At 39.9% G+C, this 17,653-nt stretch carries 14 protein-coding genes; 7 read left to right on the top strand and 7 right to left on the bottom strand.

The annotated features are described in order from the left end of the window. Positions 1 to 215 precede the first annotated feature (215 nt). Entirely contained in the window at positions 216 to 1,145 is a 930-nt protein-coding gene (locus ACSLUK_RS01450; RefSeq protein ID WP_448546715.1) for a porin, read from the bottom strand. Between the two features lie 306 nt (positions 1,146 to 1,451). On the opposite strand from ACSLUK_RS01450, the gene ACSLUK_RS01445 reads away from it, so the two are divergent. Together ACSLUK_RS01445 and rdgC are read left to right on the top strand one after the other, a co-directional pair. Then, positions 1,452 to 3,200 (top strand): sensor histidine kinase, encoded by a 1,749-nt coding sequence (locus tag ACSLUK_RS01445; protein WP_448546714.1) that lies wholly within the window; start codon positions 1,452 to 1,454, stop codon positions 3,198 to 3,200. A gap of 148 nt (positions 3,201 to 3,348) precedes the next feature. After that, a complete protein-coding gene (gene rdgC / locus ACSLUK_RS01440) occupies positions 3,349 to 4,272 on the top strand; it encodes a recombination-associated protein RdgC (RefSeq protein ID WP_448546713.1) in 924 nt (307 codons plus the stop codon). 209 nt (positions 4,273 to 4,481) lie between these two features. On the opposite strand, the gene ACSLUK_RS01435 is transcribed toward rdgC, so the two are convergent. Then, the gene (locus ACSLUK_RS01435) at positions 4,482 to 5,324 is read right to left on the bottom strand and encodes an HDOD domain-containing protein (RefSeq protein WP_448546712.1); all 843 of its coding nucleotides are present in this window, start codon (positions 5,322 to 5,324) and stop codon (positions 4,482 to 4,484) included. Positions 5,325 to 5,960: 636 nt separating this feature from the next. Between ACSLUK_RS01435 and rarD the strand changes: the two genes are divergently transcribed. Next, on the top strand, positions 5,961 to 6,878 hold the full coding sequence (rarD, locus tag ACSLUK_RS01430) for an EamA family transporter RarD (RefSeq protein WP_448546711.1): 918 nt from the start codon (positions 5,961 to 5,963) through the stop codon (positions 6,876 to 6,878). Then, a complete protein-coding gene (locus ACSLUK_RS01425) occupies positions 6,875 to 7,915 on the top strand; it encodes an aspartate-semialdehyde dehydrogenase (RefSeq protein WP_448546710.1) in 1,041 nt (346 codons plus the stop codon). Before rarD ends, ACSLUK_RS01425 begins: the two co-directional genes overlap by 4 nt. A 111-nt stretch (positions 7,916 to 8,026) precedes the next feature. Here the strand turns inward: ACSLUK_RS01425 and ACSLUK_RS01420 are convergent, their stop codons facing one another. The 5 genes from ACSLUK_RS01420 to rppH all read right to left on the bottom strand — a co-directional run bounded on the left by ACSLUK_RS01420 (position 8,027) and on the right by rppH (position 13,867). Then, complete coding sequence (locus ACSLUK_RS01420) at positions 8,027 to 8,881, bottom strand: LysR family transcriptional regulator (RefSeq protein WP_448546709.1); 855 nt, start codon at positions 8,879 to 8,881, stop codon at positions 8,027 to 8,029. Between the two features lie 163 nt (positions 8,882 to 9,044). After that, positions 9,045 to 9,896, bottom strand: coding sequence for a thymidylate synthase (locus ACSLUK_RS01415; protein WP_448546708.1), 852 nt, complete (start codon positions 9,894 to 9,896; stop codon positions 9,045 to 9,047). Positions 9,897 to 9,996: 100 nt separating this feature from the next. Then, positions 9,997 to 10,791 (bottom strand): sulfite exporter TauE/SafE family protein, encoded by a 795-nt coding sequence (locus ACSLUK_RS01410; RefSeq protein ID WP_448546707.1) that lies wholly within the window; start codon positions 10,789 to 10,791, stop codon positions 9,997 to 9,999. A gap of 141 nt (positions 10,792 to 10,932) precedes the next feature. Then, positions 10,933 to 13,209 carry a phosphoenolpyruvate--protein phosphotransferase gene (gene ptsP / locus ACSLUK_RS01405; RefSeq protein ID WP_448546706.1) on the bottom strand — a complete coding sequence of 759 codons (2,277 nt, stop codon included), beginning with the start codon at positions 13,207 to 13,209 and terminating at the stop codon, positions 10,933 to 10,935. Positions 13,210 to 13,360: 151 nt separating this feature from the next. Further along, entirely contained in the window at positions 13,361 to 13,867 is a 507-nt protein-coding gene (rppH, locus tag ACSLUK_RS01400) for an RNA pyrophosphohydrolase (protein ID WP_448546705.1), read from the bottom strand. A gap of 224 nt (positions 13,868 to 14,091) precedes the next feature. On the opposite strand from rppH, the gene mutH reads away from it, so the two are divergent. From mutH to ACSLUK_RS01385, 3 genes are all read left to right on the top strand, one after another. Continuing rightward, positions 14,092 to 14,772 carry a DNA mismatch repair endonuclease MutH gene (mutH, locus tag ACSLUK_RS01395; RefSeq protein ID WP_448546704.1) on the top strand — a complete coding sequence of 227 codons (681 nt, stop codon included), beginning with the start codon at positions 14,092 to 14,094 and terminating at the stop codon, positions 14,770 to 14,772. A gap of 127 nt (positions 14,773 to 14,899) precedes the next feature. After that, positions 14,900 to 16,633 (top strand): DUF4153 domain-containing protein, encoded by a 1,734-nt coding sequence (locus tag ACSLUK_RS01390; RefSeq protein WP_448546703.1) that lies wholly within the window; start codon positions 14,900 to 14,902, stop codon positions 16,631 to 16,633. A gap of 136 nt (positions 16,634 to 16,769) precedes the next feature. Beyond that, on the top strand, positions 16,770 to 17,606 hold the full coding sequence (locus ACSLUK_RS01385; RefSeq protein ID WP_448546702.1) for an HDOD domain-containing protein: 837 nt from the start codon (positions 16,770 to 16,772) through the stop codon (positions 17,604 to 17,606). Positions 17,607 to 17,653 lie beyond the last annotated feature (47 nt).

Raw genomic sequence — 17,653 nt, 5'->3', positions numbered from 1 at the left:
TGAACATTGTGATAAGTTTTTATGACAATTTCATGACACACTAGAAATTTTAGCGCATTTTTGTGAATCCCACATCAACACACGGGTTGAAGCGCTTTCATAGTAATTAAAGCGCACCATATTTTAAAGAAAATATTTCGAATATTTTCAAGCAATAAAAAACGGGAAAGTCGCATTAGACTTTCCCGTTAGCTGTTTGTCGATTGCAACGCTATTTAGAACTTGTATTCAATACCTGCTGCTAAATAGTCTTCGTCTGAATCACTATCCATATCAAATGACGTATAGAAACCAAATAGTTTAGTGCTTTTAGCTAGTTTATAGTCTAATCCCACTGTAATACCTGACTTGTCATCGCCACCATCGTGATTTGCTGCTTGATACTGGCCTTTAAGCGAAACTTTTTCTGTTAAAGAATACCTCGCAGACACCATGAAACCGTCCATTTCAGCACCAGAAGTAACAGATTCTTGCGTGTGTAAAATCGCACCTAGCGTTACGCCAGCAACCTTGGTTTGCACTGTAGCACGTGTTGCATCGTAACCTTTCATGTCAGCATCGTGTGCAATTGACGCAAATACTTTTGATTTTTTAAGGCCAGAGTCACCGTAAAATAACGCAATTGATGTTGCGTCTTCACCGTCAACACTATCTTCAGCAACGTATGTTACGCCTAACTGGAAGCCAGAGAATTTTGGCGACTTATACGAAATCGTATCAGCCATGCGGTTTTCACCTTTCCAAAGTTCTTTAATATCGGCATTTAAATCGCTGAACAGGTCAACTTTACCTTGTGACTGCTTCAGCATTGTATCGTTTTTACCTAACAACACTTCACCGAATGCACCACGTAAGCCAATATATTGGTTACGATCTGTGATGCTATCGCCACTACTGCTGTCGCCATCTAGATCCACTTGGAATTCTGCACGAAATACCACTTCCAAACCGTCTGATAACTCGTGTGTTCCTTTGAAACCAATGCGAGAAGCGTTACTTTTCACTTCCGTAAATGAACCGTTCCCTTCATCTGAAGACTGAACAGTTAAATTTGCCTTACCGTAAATATCAACTTCTGCCGCATAAGAAGTTACAGACATAGTAGAGATAAGCGCAGCCGTAAGCATGCTTGGTGTAAGTTTCATGTGTTTACCTTTAAGAACAAGTGTTATTAAATTTTATTTATATCTATTGTGCCAATGAACTATGACACTTTTGTGACAATGTGTATTTTTTTTTACGCAACCATGACAACAAAAAGAAACTTTTATGTATAAACAGTTACAAATCCGCCACATTTAATCACCTTTACTAGTTGTTAACTATAGTCTAATTCCATAACAGCAAAGAAAAAATTTATCTTTTTTGCCCTATAAAGGCAGAAAAACCTTTTCACTGGCGTTAAAAAAGCTAAAATCAAATGTAATAAGCCCAAATAAAAGACTAACTGAATGAAAGTAACCAGTATTTCTAGAAAATTACTCACCCGTGTACTGTCATTCTATTTCTTGCTTACCTTCTTGGTTACCTGTGTGCAAATTGGTGCCGAGTATATTAATACTAAAAGTCATATCAATAGCGAACTCCTTACTTTAGAAAAAACCTTTAGTAGCAGTTTGACCAGGGCGGTCTGGGAATTAAACACGCAACAAGCGATTGATATTGCCGAAGGCTTAGTCGCGATTCCAATGATTAAGGGCATTAAAGTTACAGATGAGAATAACCAAGTCATCACTCAGTTAGGTGAAGTGGTTAATTTGGACGACTTCGATGTAAAAGCAGGTGAAGATGCCGACACCGACTATTTCAATATAAACTCCGTATCTGAAGGCTTATTTGGACACACCTTCCCGCTCATTTTTGAATTTTCTGGACGCACTACTCGTGTAGGAACAGTAACATTGCTATCGAGCAACCAGGTTATTTTCAATCGTATTGAAGTTGGCATTTATTTCCTCATTGGTAATGCGATGGTAAAAACAGCCGCACTAGTCTTTTTATTTTCGATAGCATTTTCTCGATTATTAACGAACCCGCTAAATGAGTTGACAGATCAGATCAATCAATTTGATATTGACGATCCGGAAGCCTCTAAGTTACATATCGACAACTATGAACAAAATGAGCTAAGCATACTACAAAATGCCTACAATAACTTGGTAAACGAGCTCGCTAAATACCAGGAACAATTGGCTATCGCCCAAAAAGAAGTGCAAGAAACCAACACTAAACTTGATGAGCAAAACTTGATGTTGGAGCAAGAGGTCGCGAGAAAAACGTCCTCTTTAAGTACCACAATGTTAAAAATGGAAACACAACAGCGTGAACTGCTTGAACAGCAAAAGCAACTTAGGGGAGAAAACGAACGCCGAAGCTTGACCGAAAAAACACTGATAGAAACCAATAGAGAATTAAAGAACTCGATTCAAGAACTTAATAAGGCACAAGACAGGTTGCTCGATGCTGAAAAAATGGCAATTTTAGGCACGCTGTCAGCTGAAGTATCTCACGAAATCAACACACCAATTGGTGTTAGCATTACTTCAACAACTTATTTGGCTGACCAAATAACTAAACTTTCTAATGAGGTTCAGAGTAATAAACTGAGTAAACGCAGCTTGGATGACTTTGTTCAAAATGCTCATCAGAGCTTGGGATTATTATTGAATAACCTACAAAGGGCTTCTGAATTAATCGCCAGCTACAAACAGGTTGCGGTCGATCAAACAAGCGATAAAGTCAGACAAATTGATGTGGCTAAATATATTGACGAGATCATACAATCGCTTCACCCCAAGTTAAAAAAGACAAACCATACAATCAAAGTAGATTGCCCAGAAGAGGTTTCTGTATATTGTCATGCTGGGGCTATTTCTCAAATTTTCACGAATTTAATCATCAATTCGATTATTCATGCCTTTGAAGGTATGAACCGAGGCGTCATTTACATTTTTATCGAACGAATTGGAGAACAAGTACACCTTAGATATCAAGATAATGGCGTAGGCATTAGTGAAGACAAGCTAGCCCATTTGTTTGATCCATTTTATACAACTAAAGGCAACGAAGGTGGCACTGGGCTGGGCACTCACATTATTCATAATTTAGTCTTAGACACATTAAACGGTGAAATAAATGTTAGCGTGCCAAAAGGTATGGGATTGACGTTTGACATTTACTTTAAAGACCTACAAAAATAACCTATCCCCTAATTCAAGGGGTGCAGCCATCGAGTATTTACGCTAAGTAAATATTGCTAAATTATCGAGGTGCGCCCTCCCATATTTTACGTTACACTAGCCGCTTTAATCTCAAGGCCCAAGTCATGGGTAAAAGGAATAATCATTCATGTGGTTTAAGAATCTGTATTTTTTTGCTTTTACACGTCCATTCGAGTGGTCTGAGCAAGATCTGGAAAAGCAACTTTCTGAACATTTATTTACCCCATGTGCATCAACAGAAATGTCACATTTTGGTTGGGTAAATGCATTGGGTAAACATGGAAGTACTGTTGTTCATTCCGTCAATGGCAATCATTTAGTTTGCGCACGTAAAGAAGAAAAGATCCTTCCAGGTCCCGTTATCAAAGATATGTTGGACGAAAAAATCGCGCAATTAGAAGCTGATCAATCTCGTTCAGCGACGAAAAAAGAAAAAGAGCAATTCAAAGAAGATATTATATTTGAATTACTGCCGCGCGCTTTTTCAAAAATCAGTGATATGCACGCATACATCAACCCTGCACACAATATCATTGTTATCAACTCAAGTAGTCGCGCAAAGGCCGAAGATTTCTTAGCATTATTACGAAAAGCATTAGGAACACTACCAGTAACCAGCGTTTCACCTGAAAAAGCACCAGATGAAATCATGACTGACTGGCTTACAGAGAACAATCTAGGTGAAAACTTCCAACTGGGTATGGAAGCAGAGTTTCACGCACTAGGTGATGACGGTGCTGTTGTTCGCGTTAAGAATCAAGAATTAACCAGTGATGAAATTAAAGCACACTTAGACGCAGAGAAGTTTGTTGTTAAGCTTGCACTTGAATGGGACGACGCGATGTCATTCATGCTATGCGATGACTTATCGATTAAACGAGTTAAGTTCTTCGATGTTTTGCACGAGCAAAATGACGACATTGACAAAGACGATGTAGTTGCTCGATTAGACGCTGATTTTGCGCTAATGGCGGGTGAATTGAATCGCTTTATAGACGACTTACTGAACGAGTTTGACGTAAAAGCGAGTCAATATTTAGAAGAAAAGTAAATACTTATTGAGGCGCAAGGTATTTATACTTTCAAGTAAATACCTTGCTCTTTGTTTTAAGCTCTTTGTTTTAAGCTCCACGGAGCTTGTCGACAGGCCAATTCACCTTTTCATGCTGAAAGCGTTAATCCTGAGCGCGGAGCTGAAAAAGAGCCTCTAGATTGTCCAACTTAAATCTCTTTCAGTTGTTCAAACTTATACCAATTGAATCAACCAAACATTGATTTAATGTCACTCACCACATCTTTAAACTCACCAGAATCCATAAACTCTGCATCTGGCAAAATACCTTTGTTGATATAACTCTTGATTAAGACGTCTCTAGTTGACTCGTTCTTAAAAATTCCATGATAGATAGCGCCAGCACGAATGAAATCCAAATAATGCGCTTCAGATGGCAGCACTGTTAAATCACTCCAGCTTTTAACCAGTTGAGTGAATTCTTCTGTGAACCCCCATGCTTTAGTGACCTCTGCGCCAATATCACTTGCTAACTTTATTATCGCTTGTTGCAAAAACGTAGGGTTAGCAAATACATCAGGATGATTCTCAGCCTCTGTAAGAATGGGCAAAACACCAACGTTGTGTACTAATGCGGCCAAAGTTACCGTATCCAGCATTAAAGAAGAGTGCTTATGATCTTTCAGATAAAAAGTCATCAAGGCAATAGCGACCGATGCTACATCAATGGTCTTCTGCCATGACTTTTTCATATACATCGAAACGATTTCATTTTCAGAGACAAAAACCTGTTCTAATGCCATTGCTGTTGCGATACTTTTAATCTGCCTTAGACCAATTCGTGTCACAGCTTGATTAACAGTTTCAACTTTTACTGAACGCCCTAACATTGCACTGTTAGCAACTTTTAGCATGCCCATTGATAGCGCAGGATCGTGAGCAATAATATCACTCATACTATTCAAGTTGACATCGGGATCGTCAGCAGCTTCTCTGACTTTTAGCGCAATTTCAGGTAATGTAGGTAAAACCAGCGCATCCTGCTTAATTTTTTCCACAAGAATGGTATAAAGTGCGTTTTCTGTTCCCATCTTTACTTGGCCTTCTGTTAGCGACTCTTTAACTTTAAAAGTAGCACAGATTTTTTGAAAGCTGCGTTTTTATCAAGAAATAAATACAATTTTTTCAATCATGTACAAATTAGAAACAGTTCTGACTTAATTAGTCATCAGCTAAAGAAATTCGATGAGCCAACTCAATGAATTCAGCGGCCCAAATGCGCAAACTGAAAGTACATTTTATTAAAAATTAGTTATTAAAAACCAAATATTGCGAATCATCCATTAAATTATTTTTGACTATTGAGCATAGAATAATTTGCTTTTTCATCGGCAAGAATTCTTTTAGCTTGTTCCTCAACGAGACCAAAACATTGTAGAGGAAACGCAGTTTGCCGTCATGTGTGCCAAGTACAATAAATGGCTAAAACATCACGGTCATGATAAATAAACGCGCTTTTTCTGGGAACTACACATTGAAGCTGAAATAGACCATAGCAACGCCATCAAAAAGCTGGAGTATTTGAATACAAAATTGGCGAGATAGCGTGCTGCATCGCTTTTTGCATTTCGCTGTCATTAGTCAATTTCAGTGTAACGTATGGTGTCAATTAAGCGATTTGACATTCGCTAGCTCGATAATGAGTTAGATTTTTAAGGAGTTCATTAATGGCTGATTCAGCAAAAAGCAGTGGAGTACTATTTGCTCTACTCTCAACAATTTTATGGGGGTCATATCCCCTTTGGTACAGCCCGCTTCGGGAAATTGCGGCGGTGGATGTATTGGCGTTTCGTGTAATCGGCTCATTTATCTTCGTGGTAGTATTTTTACTCGCGATTAAAAACGTTTCTCTTGCTGACTTAAAACAACTGGTGACACGAAAATCAACGCTAAAGATTGTTGTAAGCAGTGCAATTGTTACAGCGGTTTGGTGGCTAACATACATCTATGCCGTTGCCCACTCTTTGGTACTTGAAGCCAGTTTAGGCTATTTCATCAGCCCGATCATTTCTGTATTTTTTGGCTTTGTGTTATTTAAAGAGCGCCCAAGCATGAGTCAATGGCTAGCGATAAGTATTACGTTTGTTGCAATTGCCAACTTAGTCTACAACTATGGCCAAACACCTTGGATAGCGATCATCATAGGCGCATGTTTTTCATTATATGCTGCAATTCGCAAGGGGCAAACCATTAAGCCATTGCCTGGCTTAGGTGTAGAATGCTTTATTCTATTACCGTTTTCTATCGCATTTTTACTCTACCAAACAAGTACGAGTGGCATTGAAATATATGCGCAAATAACCAGTATCCAATGGCTATTTTTGTTAGCGATAGGCTTAATCAGCGTATTGCCGTTATGGTGGTACACAATTGCAGCCCAAAAACTGGAAATGATTACGCTAAGCTTTTTCCAACTAATCCCACCGACTTGTAATTTCCTTTTTGCAGTATTCCTGTTCAATGAAACATTCACCAACATTCATTTAGTGACATTTGGATTAATTTGGCTGGCTAGCGCTGCATACTTTGTAGATAAATTGCAATTATTCAAACCCAAACTTGCTGTTGAAGGAGAAAACACATGAGTACAAACATCGCAATAATCGGCGCAACAGGTGCTGTAGGCACAGAGTTTATAAAGGTAATCGCTCACTTAAAATTTAACTATGACAACCTATTCTTAGTGGCCTCTTCACGCTCAGCTGGCCAAGTTGTGGTTAATGAGCTCGGTTCCTTCGTCGTGCAAGACATTGCTGAATTCGATTTCTCTCAAGTGACATATGCATTTTTCACCGCTGGAGGGAATGTCAGCAGAGAATGGGCAAAAAGCGCCGTTGATGCAGGAGCAATCGTGATAGATAACACCAGTGCATTCAGAATGGATCCTCAGGTGCCGCTCATCGTGCCTGAGGTTAACCAAACTGATTACAATCACGAACGCCTGATCGCAAACCCCAATTGCTCAACCATTCAAATTGTCAGGGCACTAGCACCTATTGAGCAATTATTTGGCCTAAGCAAAGTCGTAGTTGCCACCTATCAAGCAGCTTCCGGCGCAGGCAATGCGGGTATTAACGAACTTCATGCGTCAATGTTAAACGACGGTGAAACGATCAATGATAACAGCAATGTATTCAGCCGTCCTTTAGCTCACAACGTCATTCCACAGATCGATAAGTTTTTGGACAATGATTTCACCTTTGAAGAAGAAAAAGTGCGTTTTGAAAGCCGAAAAATTCTTGGCCTTCCTTCGCTGTTTATTACGTGTACTGCTGTTCGTGTGCCCGTATTCACTGGGCACTGTGCGGCCGTTTATGTGGAAACCGAATCAGAAATAGATATCAATGAGCTCACTTCGGCTTATGAATCGATTGCTGATGTTGAACTAGCAGAATATGCACAACAATTCCCAACCCCTAAACTAATCGAAAGCCCAGAAAACGTTTATATAGGGCGGTTAAGACGCGAGCCTGATAATGCTAAAGGACTATGGCTTTGGGTGGTTGCAAATAACCTATGGGTAGGTGCAGCACTTAATGCTGTTCGAATTGCAGAGCAGTTACAGCAAGCCGATACAAATGCTCACGAAGTAACACTAGCTGTACCTGTAATTGAGTCTTAGTTTGCGCACCACATGTAACGTACTGACTTCCGAACAGGCAAAGAGCCAAAGTGAAATTGGGCAATACGAATAATAGCTGGTGCTATAGCGTTTGCTCAATTTTGCATTTCCTTAACTAGACACCTGACCATCGGTAGCAATAGGTTTAAGCACATTCACTAATACCGAGGTATTTACCTCAGCAAGCTTCTCCGACAACAATAGTTTGATATAAACCGTTGGTAATGGAGGTAGTCGTGCATCCTCTACTTTCTTCATACCATCGGTTTTAGATATACGGGACATAGCCGCAACGACGTTGAAGTTTTCTACTAATTCACAAATTGTTCGAGAATCCGAAGTGGTAGAGTGTATGTTATACACAGTCCCTTTTTCGATTAATCCTTTCACGGCTTGCTGATGAAACAAACATGAATCATCGTATAGGGCAATGTTCAGTGGCTTTTGTAGATCGGCTTGATAATTCTTGCTAGCAAACCACTCTCCTTGTGATTCAGCTATTAATACGCCTTCAGAGCTTTCAAATTCAGCACTGTAAATTGTGATGTCTATTGCTTTACTTTGCCATAATTCGTACAGCTCTTTCGAAGGTTTAACCACTAGTTCAAATCGAATCTTATCTAAACTATCGGAAAGATATTTGAGTAAGGTAAGTAAATAGGTGCCAACGTAATCACTTGGAATACCGATACTAACAGGCAATGCAGCGGTATTGTTCTTGATGTTCGCGACGACTTTGTCATGGAAACTCAGGATGCATCGAGCAACATCTAAAAAGTTTTCGCCATCGGTTGAAAGAGTTAGATTTCGGCCATTTCGCTCAAACAGTTGAATATCATATATCTCTGACAGTTTTTTCATCTGCGCACTAATTGCAGCATTAGTCTTGTGTCGTGCATTTGCTACTTTGTTAAGCGAACCATATTCAGCAAATAAAACAAAAGAACGTAGAGAGTTAATGTCCATGATTGATTAGTAAAAAGTCCAAAAGGACAACTTAACATCATTTTAACAACAATATCAATCTAAGATATAATCTTTGATTATCATGGTTATCGATAATGCATAACAAAACGTTCTAATGATAGGTAATTGATAGACTTACGCGTACCAATTACCTATTGAGAATTTATACCGCGAATGGATATTTGATTGGCTCGTGACACTGATATCCTGTTACTTCGAAATCATCGGTTGTTACCCAAGTTTCAATATCTTCCAACGATTTAATATCAGGATTGATTTTAAATTGTGGCGATGGAAATGGCTCACGCTTTAGTTGAACGTCACGCATCAATTCCAATTGATCTTCATAAATATGCGCGTTAACAATCTTGTGATAGGCCTTACCCGGCTTGTGTCCGGTAATCTGCGCCATCAGCGCCAAAAAGCAAAATACTTGTACTTGGTTGAAATTGATGCCAAGCGGTACATCTGCGCTGCGTTGAATACTATTTAAATAGAGCTTTCCGCCCAATAAAGAAAAGTGGTGGGTGTGCATGCATGGGCGTAAGCAACCTTGCTCAAATTCACCTGGGTTGTAAAAAGTGATAATTTCACCTCGGTCGTCAACCCCCTTTGTTAAATCATCCACGACCTTTCTAAGTTGATCTAACGTGGTGCCGTCCGGCTTTTGCCAGCTGCGTCCTTGAACACCATATACACGCCCCATGTCATCTTCTCCCTGACGATGTGGGTTGTTTAGCCATGCTTCGTTATCATTTGCATTGGCATTCCAAGTATTGCAACCAATAGCTCGAAATTGAGCTGCGCTGCGGTAACCGCGCAAATAACCAAGCAACTCAGCAATAGCTGCCTTCCAATAACTTTTACGTGTAGTGATTAATGGGAATTGGTTATTTTCAACATCGTATTCTAGATCAGCATTAATCAATGTCAGGCACTTCTTGCCTGTTCGCTCATTAAAAACCCACTCACCTTCATCGATAATCTTTTGGCATAGTGCTAAATATTGCTTCATTGGTGCGTCTCTACTACGTCTCATGTTGAACTAAAAATTTGTGACGCTAGTGTAACGTATTGCGAAAAAGATACCTATAGCATTGACGACAAAATTGGTATTACTGCCAGAACATTCTCACAGCGACTAAAATCAGAAACGCTGCGAAGCATTTTTTCAATGTTCTAACCGGAAGTTTAGCGGCCCATTTAACGCCAAGCGGCGCAAAAACAAATGATGTTGTCACCATGCCAAGCAATGCTGGTAAGTAAATGTACCCGACGCTCCATGGTGGTAAGTTGTCTTGATCAAGCCCGGTAAGTACAAAGCCAAGCGCACCAAATGTGGCAACCACAAACCCACATACTGTTGCCGTTCCAATCGCCAACCTTATAGACATTGAATAGTAAGTCAGTGTTGGCACTAAAATCGCGCCACCCGATATTCCCATTAAACTTGAGAGAAATCCGGTAAAAATACCAATAGCTCTTAATACCCATATATCAGGTAAAGGTTTCGTCTTGTGAACACGAATCGAAAGTAACATATAAGCTGCAAGCAATATCACCGCGGTAGCAAATATGCCCCTTAACAAGTCACTTGGTAAAGAGTCTGCTATTTTAGCGCCAATTAAGGCACCTAAAGCCATTACAACAGCCAACGGCTTAGCCGTTTTCCACGGTATGTTGGCATTTTTATGGTGAGCCCAAGTAGCAGACGTTGCGGTAAAGACAATCGATGCCAGTGAGGTAGCTAACGCAATTGGCATTACAAGTGCGGCATCTACTTTAAATAGCGGTAATACGTAGACAAGTATAGGAACAATCAGTAGACCACCACCAATGCCCAGCAAACCGGCTAAAAATCCGATCAAACAACCTACTACTAAAAAAATTGAAAATACGGTAAAAAACATATGTTCATTAACCCAGGCATCAGATAAAGGTTAGAAGAGTAAAACAAGCAATTACAATCTCAATTATATCAACAGCTTGGCTATTCTTGATAGTCTATAACTTAATTTGCAGTAAAAACTTCAACAACTTAGTTTGGGAGGTTACATACCGGCTCTAATAAATCCACCTAGTCCCAACTTTTCAAGCTGCTCATTCAGATAGTTATGCACTTGTTTTTCATCACTAAATTTCAGTACATGAGAAAGAATAGCCTTAGCACGCATATGCTCAATGTGTCGCACAACCCATTTTATTTTGGCGATGTTGTGCGGATTCATACTTAACTTATCGTACCCCATTGCTAATAATAGCAAAGCTCCGGCAGGTTCACTTGCTAATTCACCACAAATACTTAATGGAATAAGTAAATGGTGCGCCTGTTCTGCGATGTAATTCAGTGCTCTTAATACAGACGGATGATAAGCACTGTATAGGTTAGCTACACGGGTATTATTTCTGTCAACAGCCAAGAGATACTGCGTTAGGTCGTTGCTGCCTACCGAGAAAAAATCGACTCGGGTCGCCAATTCTTTGAGAATAAATAACACGCTTGGTACTTCAATCATTATGCCAATACGCGGTCTAACTAATTTTACACCCTGCTCTTCAAGTTCGGAGCTAACTTCATAAAAAGCCTGATTGATAAGTCGTTGTGCTTCATCGACTTCAGTGACATTAGAAATCATGGGCAGCATGATCTCCAGATTATTGTGACCGGCACTCGCACGTAGCATCGCACGAATCTGCACCAAGAATACTTCGGGATGATCAAGTGTGATTCTAATCCCTCGCCAACCCAAAAATGGGTTTTCTTCCACAATAGGAAAATATGGAAGCGACTTATCCCCACCAACATCTAGGGTTCGCATAGTAACCATTTGTTGTGGAAAAGCAGTTAGAACATCACTGTATAACTGGGTTTGTTCATATTCAGAAGGGAAGCAACTTCTGTCCATAAACGGGATTTCAGTACGATATAACCCTATGCCTACAGCACCGACTTGCTTAGAGTGTTCAAACCCATTAGTAAGGCCGGCATTCAGTAATAACTCAATAGATTTGCCATCTTTGGTAATTGCAGGCAAGTTTATGACTTGATTAACCTTATCTGCCAACCGAGTTTCTTCATCAATTAAGTGACGATACTCGGCAATGAGGGCATCACTAGGCTGAATGATTATTTCGCCACTGTAGCCATCGATAATCGCAAGTTGATTATGAAGTTTAATCAATGGAATGAACTCTAATCCCATTACGGCGGGTACACCTAAAGATCTCGCGAGAATTGCTGCATGAGAGTTATTAGACCCAGTTAGAGAGACAATACCTGCAAGTCCTTTATGCTGATATTCTGCCACTAACGAAGCGGTTACGTCATCTGCTACTAGAATAAATCGTTCTGGCACTTCATCTATCGATTCATTCCTTGATTGCAAATGAAACAAGATACGATTGCCTAAATCTCTTATATCGCTTGCCCGTTCTCTAAAATAACTCTCTTCAATTGACTCAAATTGCAGCACATAATGATCAATGGTTAGCTTTAGGGCACTTTCTGCACTCCAGCCTAAAGCAATTTTTTCTTTCACTTCCTTGCCTAAATGTGCATTGCTAAGCATTTGCTTATACATTTCGAAAATATCTAAGCTATTGTCCGAAACAAAATGGCGCATATGCTCAGCAAGTTCTTCAAAATTGTCACTCGTTCGTTGTATGGCAAGATCTAGCCGGTCATATTCTGCATCAACATCAGCAACTTTCATGACGGCAATAGCGCTTAAATCAGCCTTTAGCTGAACAAAATGCAATGGCGCAACCGCTAATCCTTGCGCGCCTGCAATACCTTTCAATGGTCGACTCCACGGCCCTTTCTGGTGATCTGATTCGATTAACCCACCAATCGAATCTATGCTGGCTAGCGTCGCAGCAATTTGTGTAGCTAACGTGACCAAAAATGCTTCTTCATTCTCTGTAAAGTTTCGCGCTTCTTTTTGTTGTATCGAAATGACGCCTAGTACTTTTCGTTGGTGAATAATTGGTGTGCCCAAAAATGCGTTTAAATCATCTTCTTGTACTTCAGGCGCATGAATAAAATGAGGGTGTTCTTGGGCATTGGCAATATTGAGTGGCTCTTCTCTTTGCCCAACAAGGCCTACCAGACCTTCAGTAAAGTTAATCGTGGTTTGCCCGAGCGAATTAATGGCAAGCCCATCAGATGCCATCAAGACAAAGTGTTGTTCACGGTGGTCAGCAAGATAGATCGAACAGCAGTCAGTTCCCATAGCCGCTTTAACTTGCGACACCATGCGATACAACGCTTGTTCTAATTCGTTGTCTTGCGTAAATTCAATGACTATTCGTCGTAATGTCGTGAGCATGTAATTCCCTATAGTGAACCTTAACTCATAGACTATTTAACCAACATCCTTAAGGGTAAATACTCGCGTTAAGAAGCTACTTGTTACGGCATTAACAAATTTTAAAATAGAAAGCTCACTTGCGTGAGCTTTCGTTACTACATAATTATAATCAAGCGCGTCTCTTGCGTCGCTCCTGGCGATAAAAAGGCATTGCATGGTTAGCAAATTCTTTCATCACTTTGCGATAAACTTCGCGTTTAAAAGACACCACTTGCCTGACAGGATACCAATAACTTACCCAACGCCAATCATCAAATTCAGGATGATCGGAATGTATTAAGTTAATTGCCGATTCCTTTGACACTAACTTTAACAAGAACCATTTTTGCTTTTGTCCAATACAAACGGGCTTGCTATCGTGTCTAATCAACCGTTTTGGTAGCTTATACTTTAGCCAGTGTTTGGTAGTCGCAATCACTTTCACATGCTCAGGTTTAAGCCCTACTTCTTCGTAAAGCTCCCGATACATGGTCTGTTCTGCACTTTCTCCTTCATCGACGCCACCTTGTGGGTATTGCCAAGAATGTTGACCAAACCTTCTTGCCCAAAACACTTGTCCCCTGTCATTGATTATAACTATGCCGACATTGGCTCTATAGCCTTCGGCATCTATCACAGGAACCCCAGATAAAATTTAGTTATGAATTGATTCTTCCACAGAAATGCCAATGGAGCAAATATTAATTACCGATTAAATAGTTACAGCCAGTGAAGAATAAGTTAATTCACCCAAACTCAAAATTAGTATTCTTTATGCGAGTTGTTAGTTGCTTGAATCAAACAGCAATGGCAATGATAATAGGCGAGATTTTTCAGCAATGCGCCATAACAAGTAATACTATGCAAAAACAACCTACACCAACATCAGAGCAAGCACTTTTGGATCGTGTCAACTCGCTTGCAGGACTGACCATAGGTGAAATTGCCGAAAAATATGGCATAGCTATGCCAAATAACTTAAAAAGAGAAAAAGGCTGGGTCGGATTGTTACTTGAACACGTACTTGGCGCAACAGCAGGTTCTAAGCCTGAGCCCGATTTTCCCGAGCTTGGTATAGAACTTAAGTCGTTACCGATCAATCAAGCCGGAAAACCGTTAGAAACAACGTTTGTATGTGTAGCGCCACTAACAGGGCTGCAAGGTGTTACATGGCAAAACAGCCATATTCGCCATAAACTATCTCGGGTTTTATGGGTACCCATCGTTGCTGAACGTTCTATTCCACTCGCAGAGAGAGTTATTGCCACATCTTTTATTTGGTCGCCAACTGAAGAAGAAGAGCAAGCGCTTGCACAGGATTGGCAAGAACTAATCGATATGATCGCGCTTGGAGAAGTTGAACATATCAATGGCAAGCACGGCACATTTTTGCAATTAAGACCGAAAGCAGCCAACAGCTCTGTTCGTACTAAGGCATTTAACCATCGCGGCGAGCCTTTCATGACATTACCCAGAGGATTTTATCTTAAAACAAGCTTTACCCACGCCTTACTAAAAAAACAATTTAGAATAGTGGGTTAGTCCTAACATGCTAGTAATTACAAAACAGTTTAAAACTATTTAATCATATAATTCAGTTTACTCCTTCGTCAGATTTTGTGATTTAATGATGACCATGGAAGTCATTTGCCAGATTAAAAACACTGTTATGGATAATCAATTACCTAAACCACTCATCATTGCTATTTCACTAGTTCAAGGTATCGTACTCACATTACTTTATCAGAGTGTTGAACAAGGAATTTGGCCTGCTACAGCGCCTGTTTGGCTGACTTCATTAACCACGTTAGCGATAAGTTTTCCCTTATTAACACTGCTATGCATCACCAAAAGTAATATTCGCGACACCGTTAAATATCTCGTGCCATTTTGTTTTTTGGTATCGGTATTAGGCGGATATGTTGGATATCAACAGGAACCTGTCGAATTTGTGAATAACGGCGGTGTTATCGCTATATTTTGTTTTACTTCACTTCTGGCGTCATTTAAGGCGCTGATGTACGTACAACAATATGTTAGTAAACAAGCAATTACGTACAGCTCCCTGTTTCGCTTATCATGGCGAAATTTTATCATTTTCGGTGAGTGTTGGTTATTTGTTGCCATTTTTTGGGGAATATTACACTTAGGCGCTGGATTGTTTGCGGTGCTCGAAATCAATATTTTTAAAGAATTATTAAGGCAAGACTGGTTCGTTATTCCTGTGCTTAACGTAGCGTTTGGTTTCGCAATTATCGTCTTTAGAAACATTATTCATACGGTTGATAATATTTCTACCATTTTACAAACCCTAATTAAGTTCTTATTGCCTGCACTTACTATAGTATCTCTGGCATTTTTGGCGACGCTCCCGTTCACAGGACTTGCAACACTATGGAAAACCGGCTCAGGTAGCTTGTTAGTGATGTGGCTACAAGCATTAACGCTATTTTTTGTTAACGCTGTATATAAAGACGACTCACATCAACGCCCTTATAGCCAATTACTTCATAGACTCATATTTATAGGCGTGGCTCTGCTTCCTATTTATAGTGTTATTGCAGCGTACGGATTGTGGTTACGCATTGAACAGTATGGATTAACCATTGATCGCTGTTGGGCTTTGTTAGTCTGGTTCCTCCTTGCCTGTTTCTCTATGGGTTACCTGTTTGGTATTCTTAGAAAAAAAGACGCTTGGCTAGAAACATTGTGCAAAGTAAACGTATCAATGGGGCTGGTGTTCCTCGCCGCCATGTTATTGGTAAATTCTCCACTACTCAACTTTCAAAGCATCTCTGCTAACAGCCAACTTGCACGTTTACATGATGGCAAAGTTACATATGAAAACTTTGATTATCATTATTTTGGCAACTCACTAGGGCGACAAGGCTATTTAAAACTACAAGAAATTAAAGAAGAATTACGTCAAACACATCCTGAAAAAGTCACAATTATTGAGCGCATGTATGTTAATTATCAACACAATAGGGAATATCAGCGCACTAAACAAGAAGACAGTAACATTGAAGAGTTTGAAGCATTCGTCACGTTTTGGCCAAGTAAAGGGCACTTTCCATCCGAAATGATTAAAGCGGTTTATGATCAAGTTTCAACAAGAGAGTGGGAAAACTTTAAGAGCAATAGTTACTATTTTGTCGCGCAAGACTTAAATGATGACCAACAAGCTGAACATATCGTGATAACTGAGAACAACCACTCCACGTCGGCGCATTTATGGCAATTAGTTGAAGAGAAATGGCAATCAAAATACATGCAAAGTTACAACCCCGAGAAGAATCACTACTTGAAGGAGCAACTCCTTGAAAACAATGTTGAAGCAATCACGCCAAAATGGAAACATCTCAAAATTGGCAATTTAACTTTTAAAGCATCAACAGACTAATTATGACGTCGCCACGGAAAGGCTCTTTCTCCAATATGTAGAAATAATTTCTTTTGATAGCTCGAAGTCACGTTGTAAATAATGCAAATTTGGTGTTATTTTTAATTAATACTCTGTTCCTAAAGTGACTCATATTATGGCAGATACAGCACAGTATTACGCACAACAAGCCCAAGAGTTATGCGTATTGCCCGATGTATATACACGGCTTAAGCAAATGCTTGATGACGAAGAGACCACGCTAGCTGAAATTTCGGACGTGATCGCTTTGGATCCTGCGTTGGCCTCTAAACTACTAAAGATTGCCAACAGCGCATTATTTGGTTTTCCTAAGCAAATTGATTCCATCACCCGCGCACTGGCCGTTTTAGGCTTGGCGGAAGTCACCAATCTCATTAACGCATATGGCGTCACAGCAGCATTCTCCGGCCTCAATCCAGAAGTATTAGACATGGACAGGTTTTGGGAAATCAGTATTGATTGCGCCTTATTAACCAAGTTTTTGGCAAAAAAAATTAAATTGAAAAATAGCGAAGGTCTGTTTCTGTCAGGTTTAATGCATAATATCGGTGAGCTTGCTATTGTTCACAGCGCACCTAAAAAAGTGCAGTATTGTGAACAATTTAGCAAAGAAGATACGCCTTGGGAGCGTCAACTTGACGTGTTTGGCTTCACATTTTCAGACTGTTCAGCTGAGTTGCTTGATTTATGGCAACTGCCAGAATCAATTATTGAACCAATTAAAAATTATCGTCATGCCTATGCACAAGAGCTACCACCTACAAGTTCTTTGCTTTTTATCACTACCCGCTTAGCGTTAATTAACTCTCATCCGGGCATGTACTCAAAGAAAAGCTTTCTTGGGCAACACCTAATGGAAGACTTAGGTATTAGTAGCGACGACATCGAACAAGCACTGACATTTTGTAATGCTGAAGGTATGTCAATTATGTCAGCACTGAAGGTGATTTAGTCCAAACGTATTGCGCTTAGATAGCTAAAACCCTTTTTAGCCGCTAT

This window comes from Thalassotalea fusca, assembly GCF_053485835.1.
Note: the sequence above shows the minus strand (reverse complement) of the source record. Positions and strands in the feature narration are given on the sequence as shown.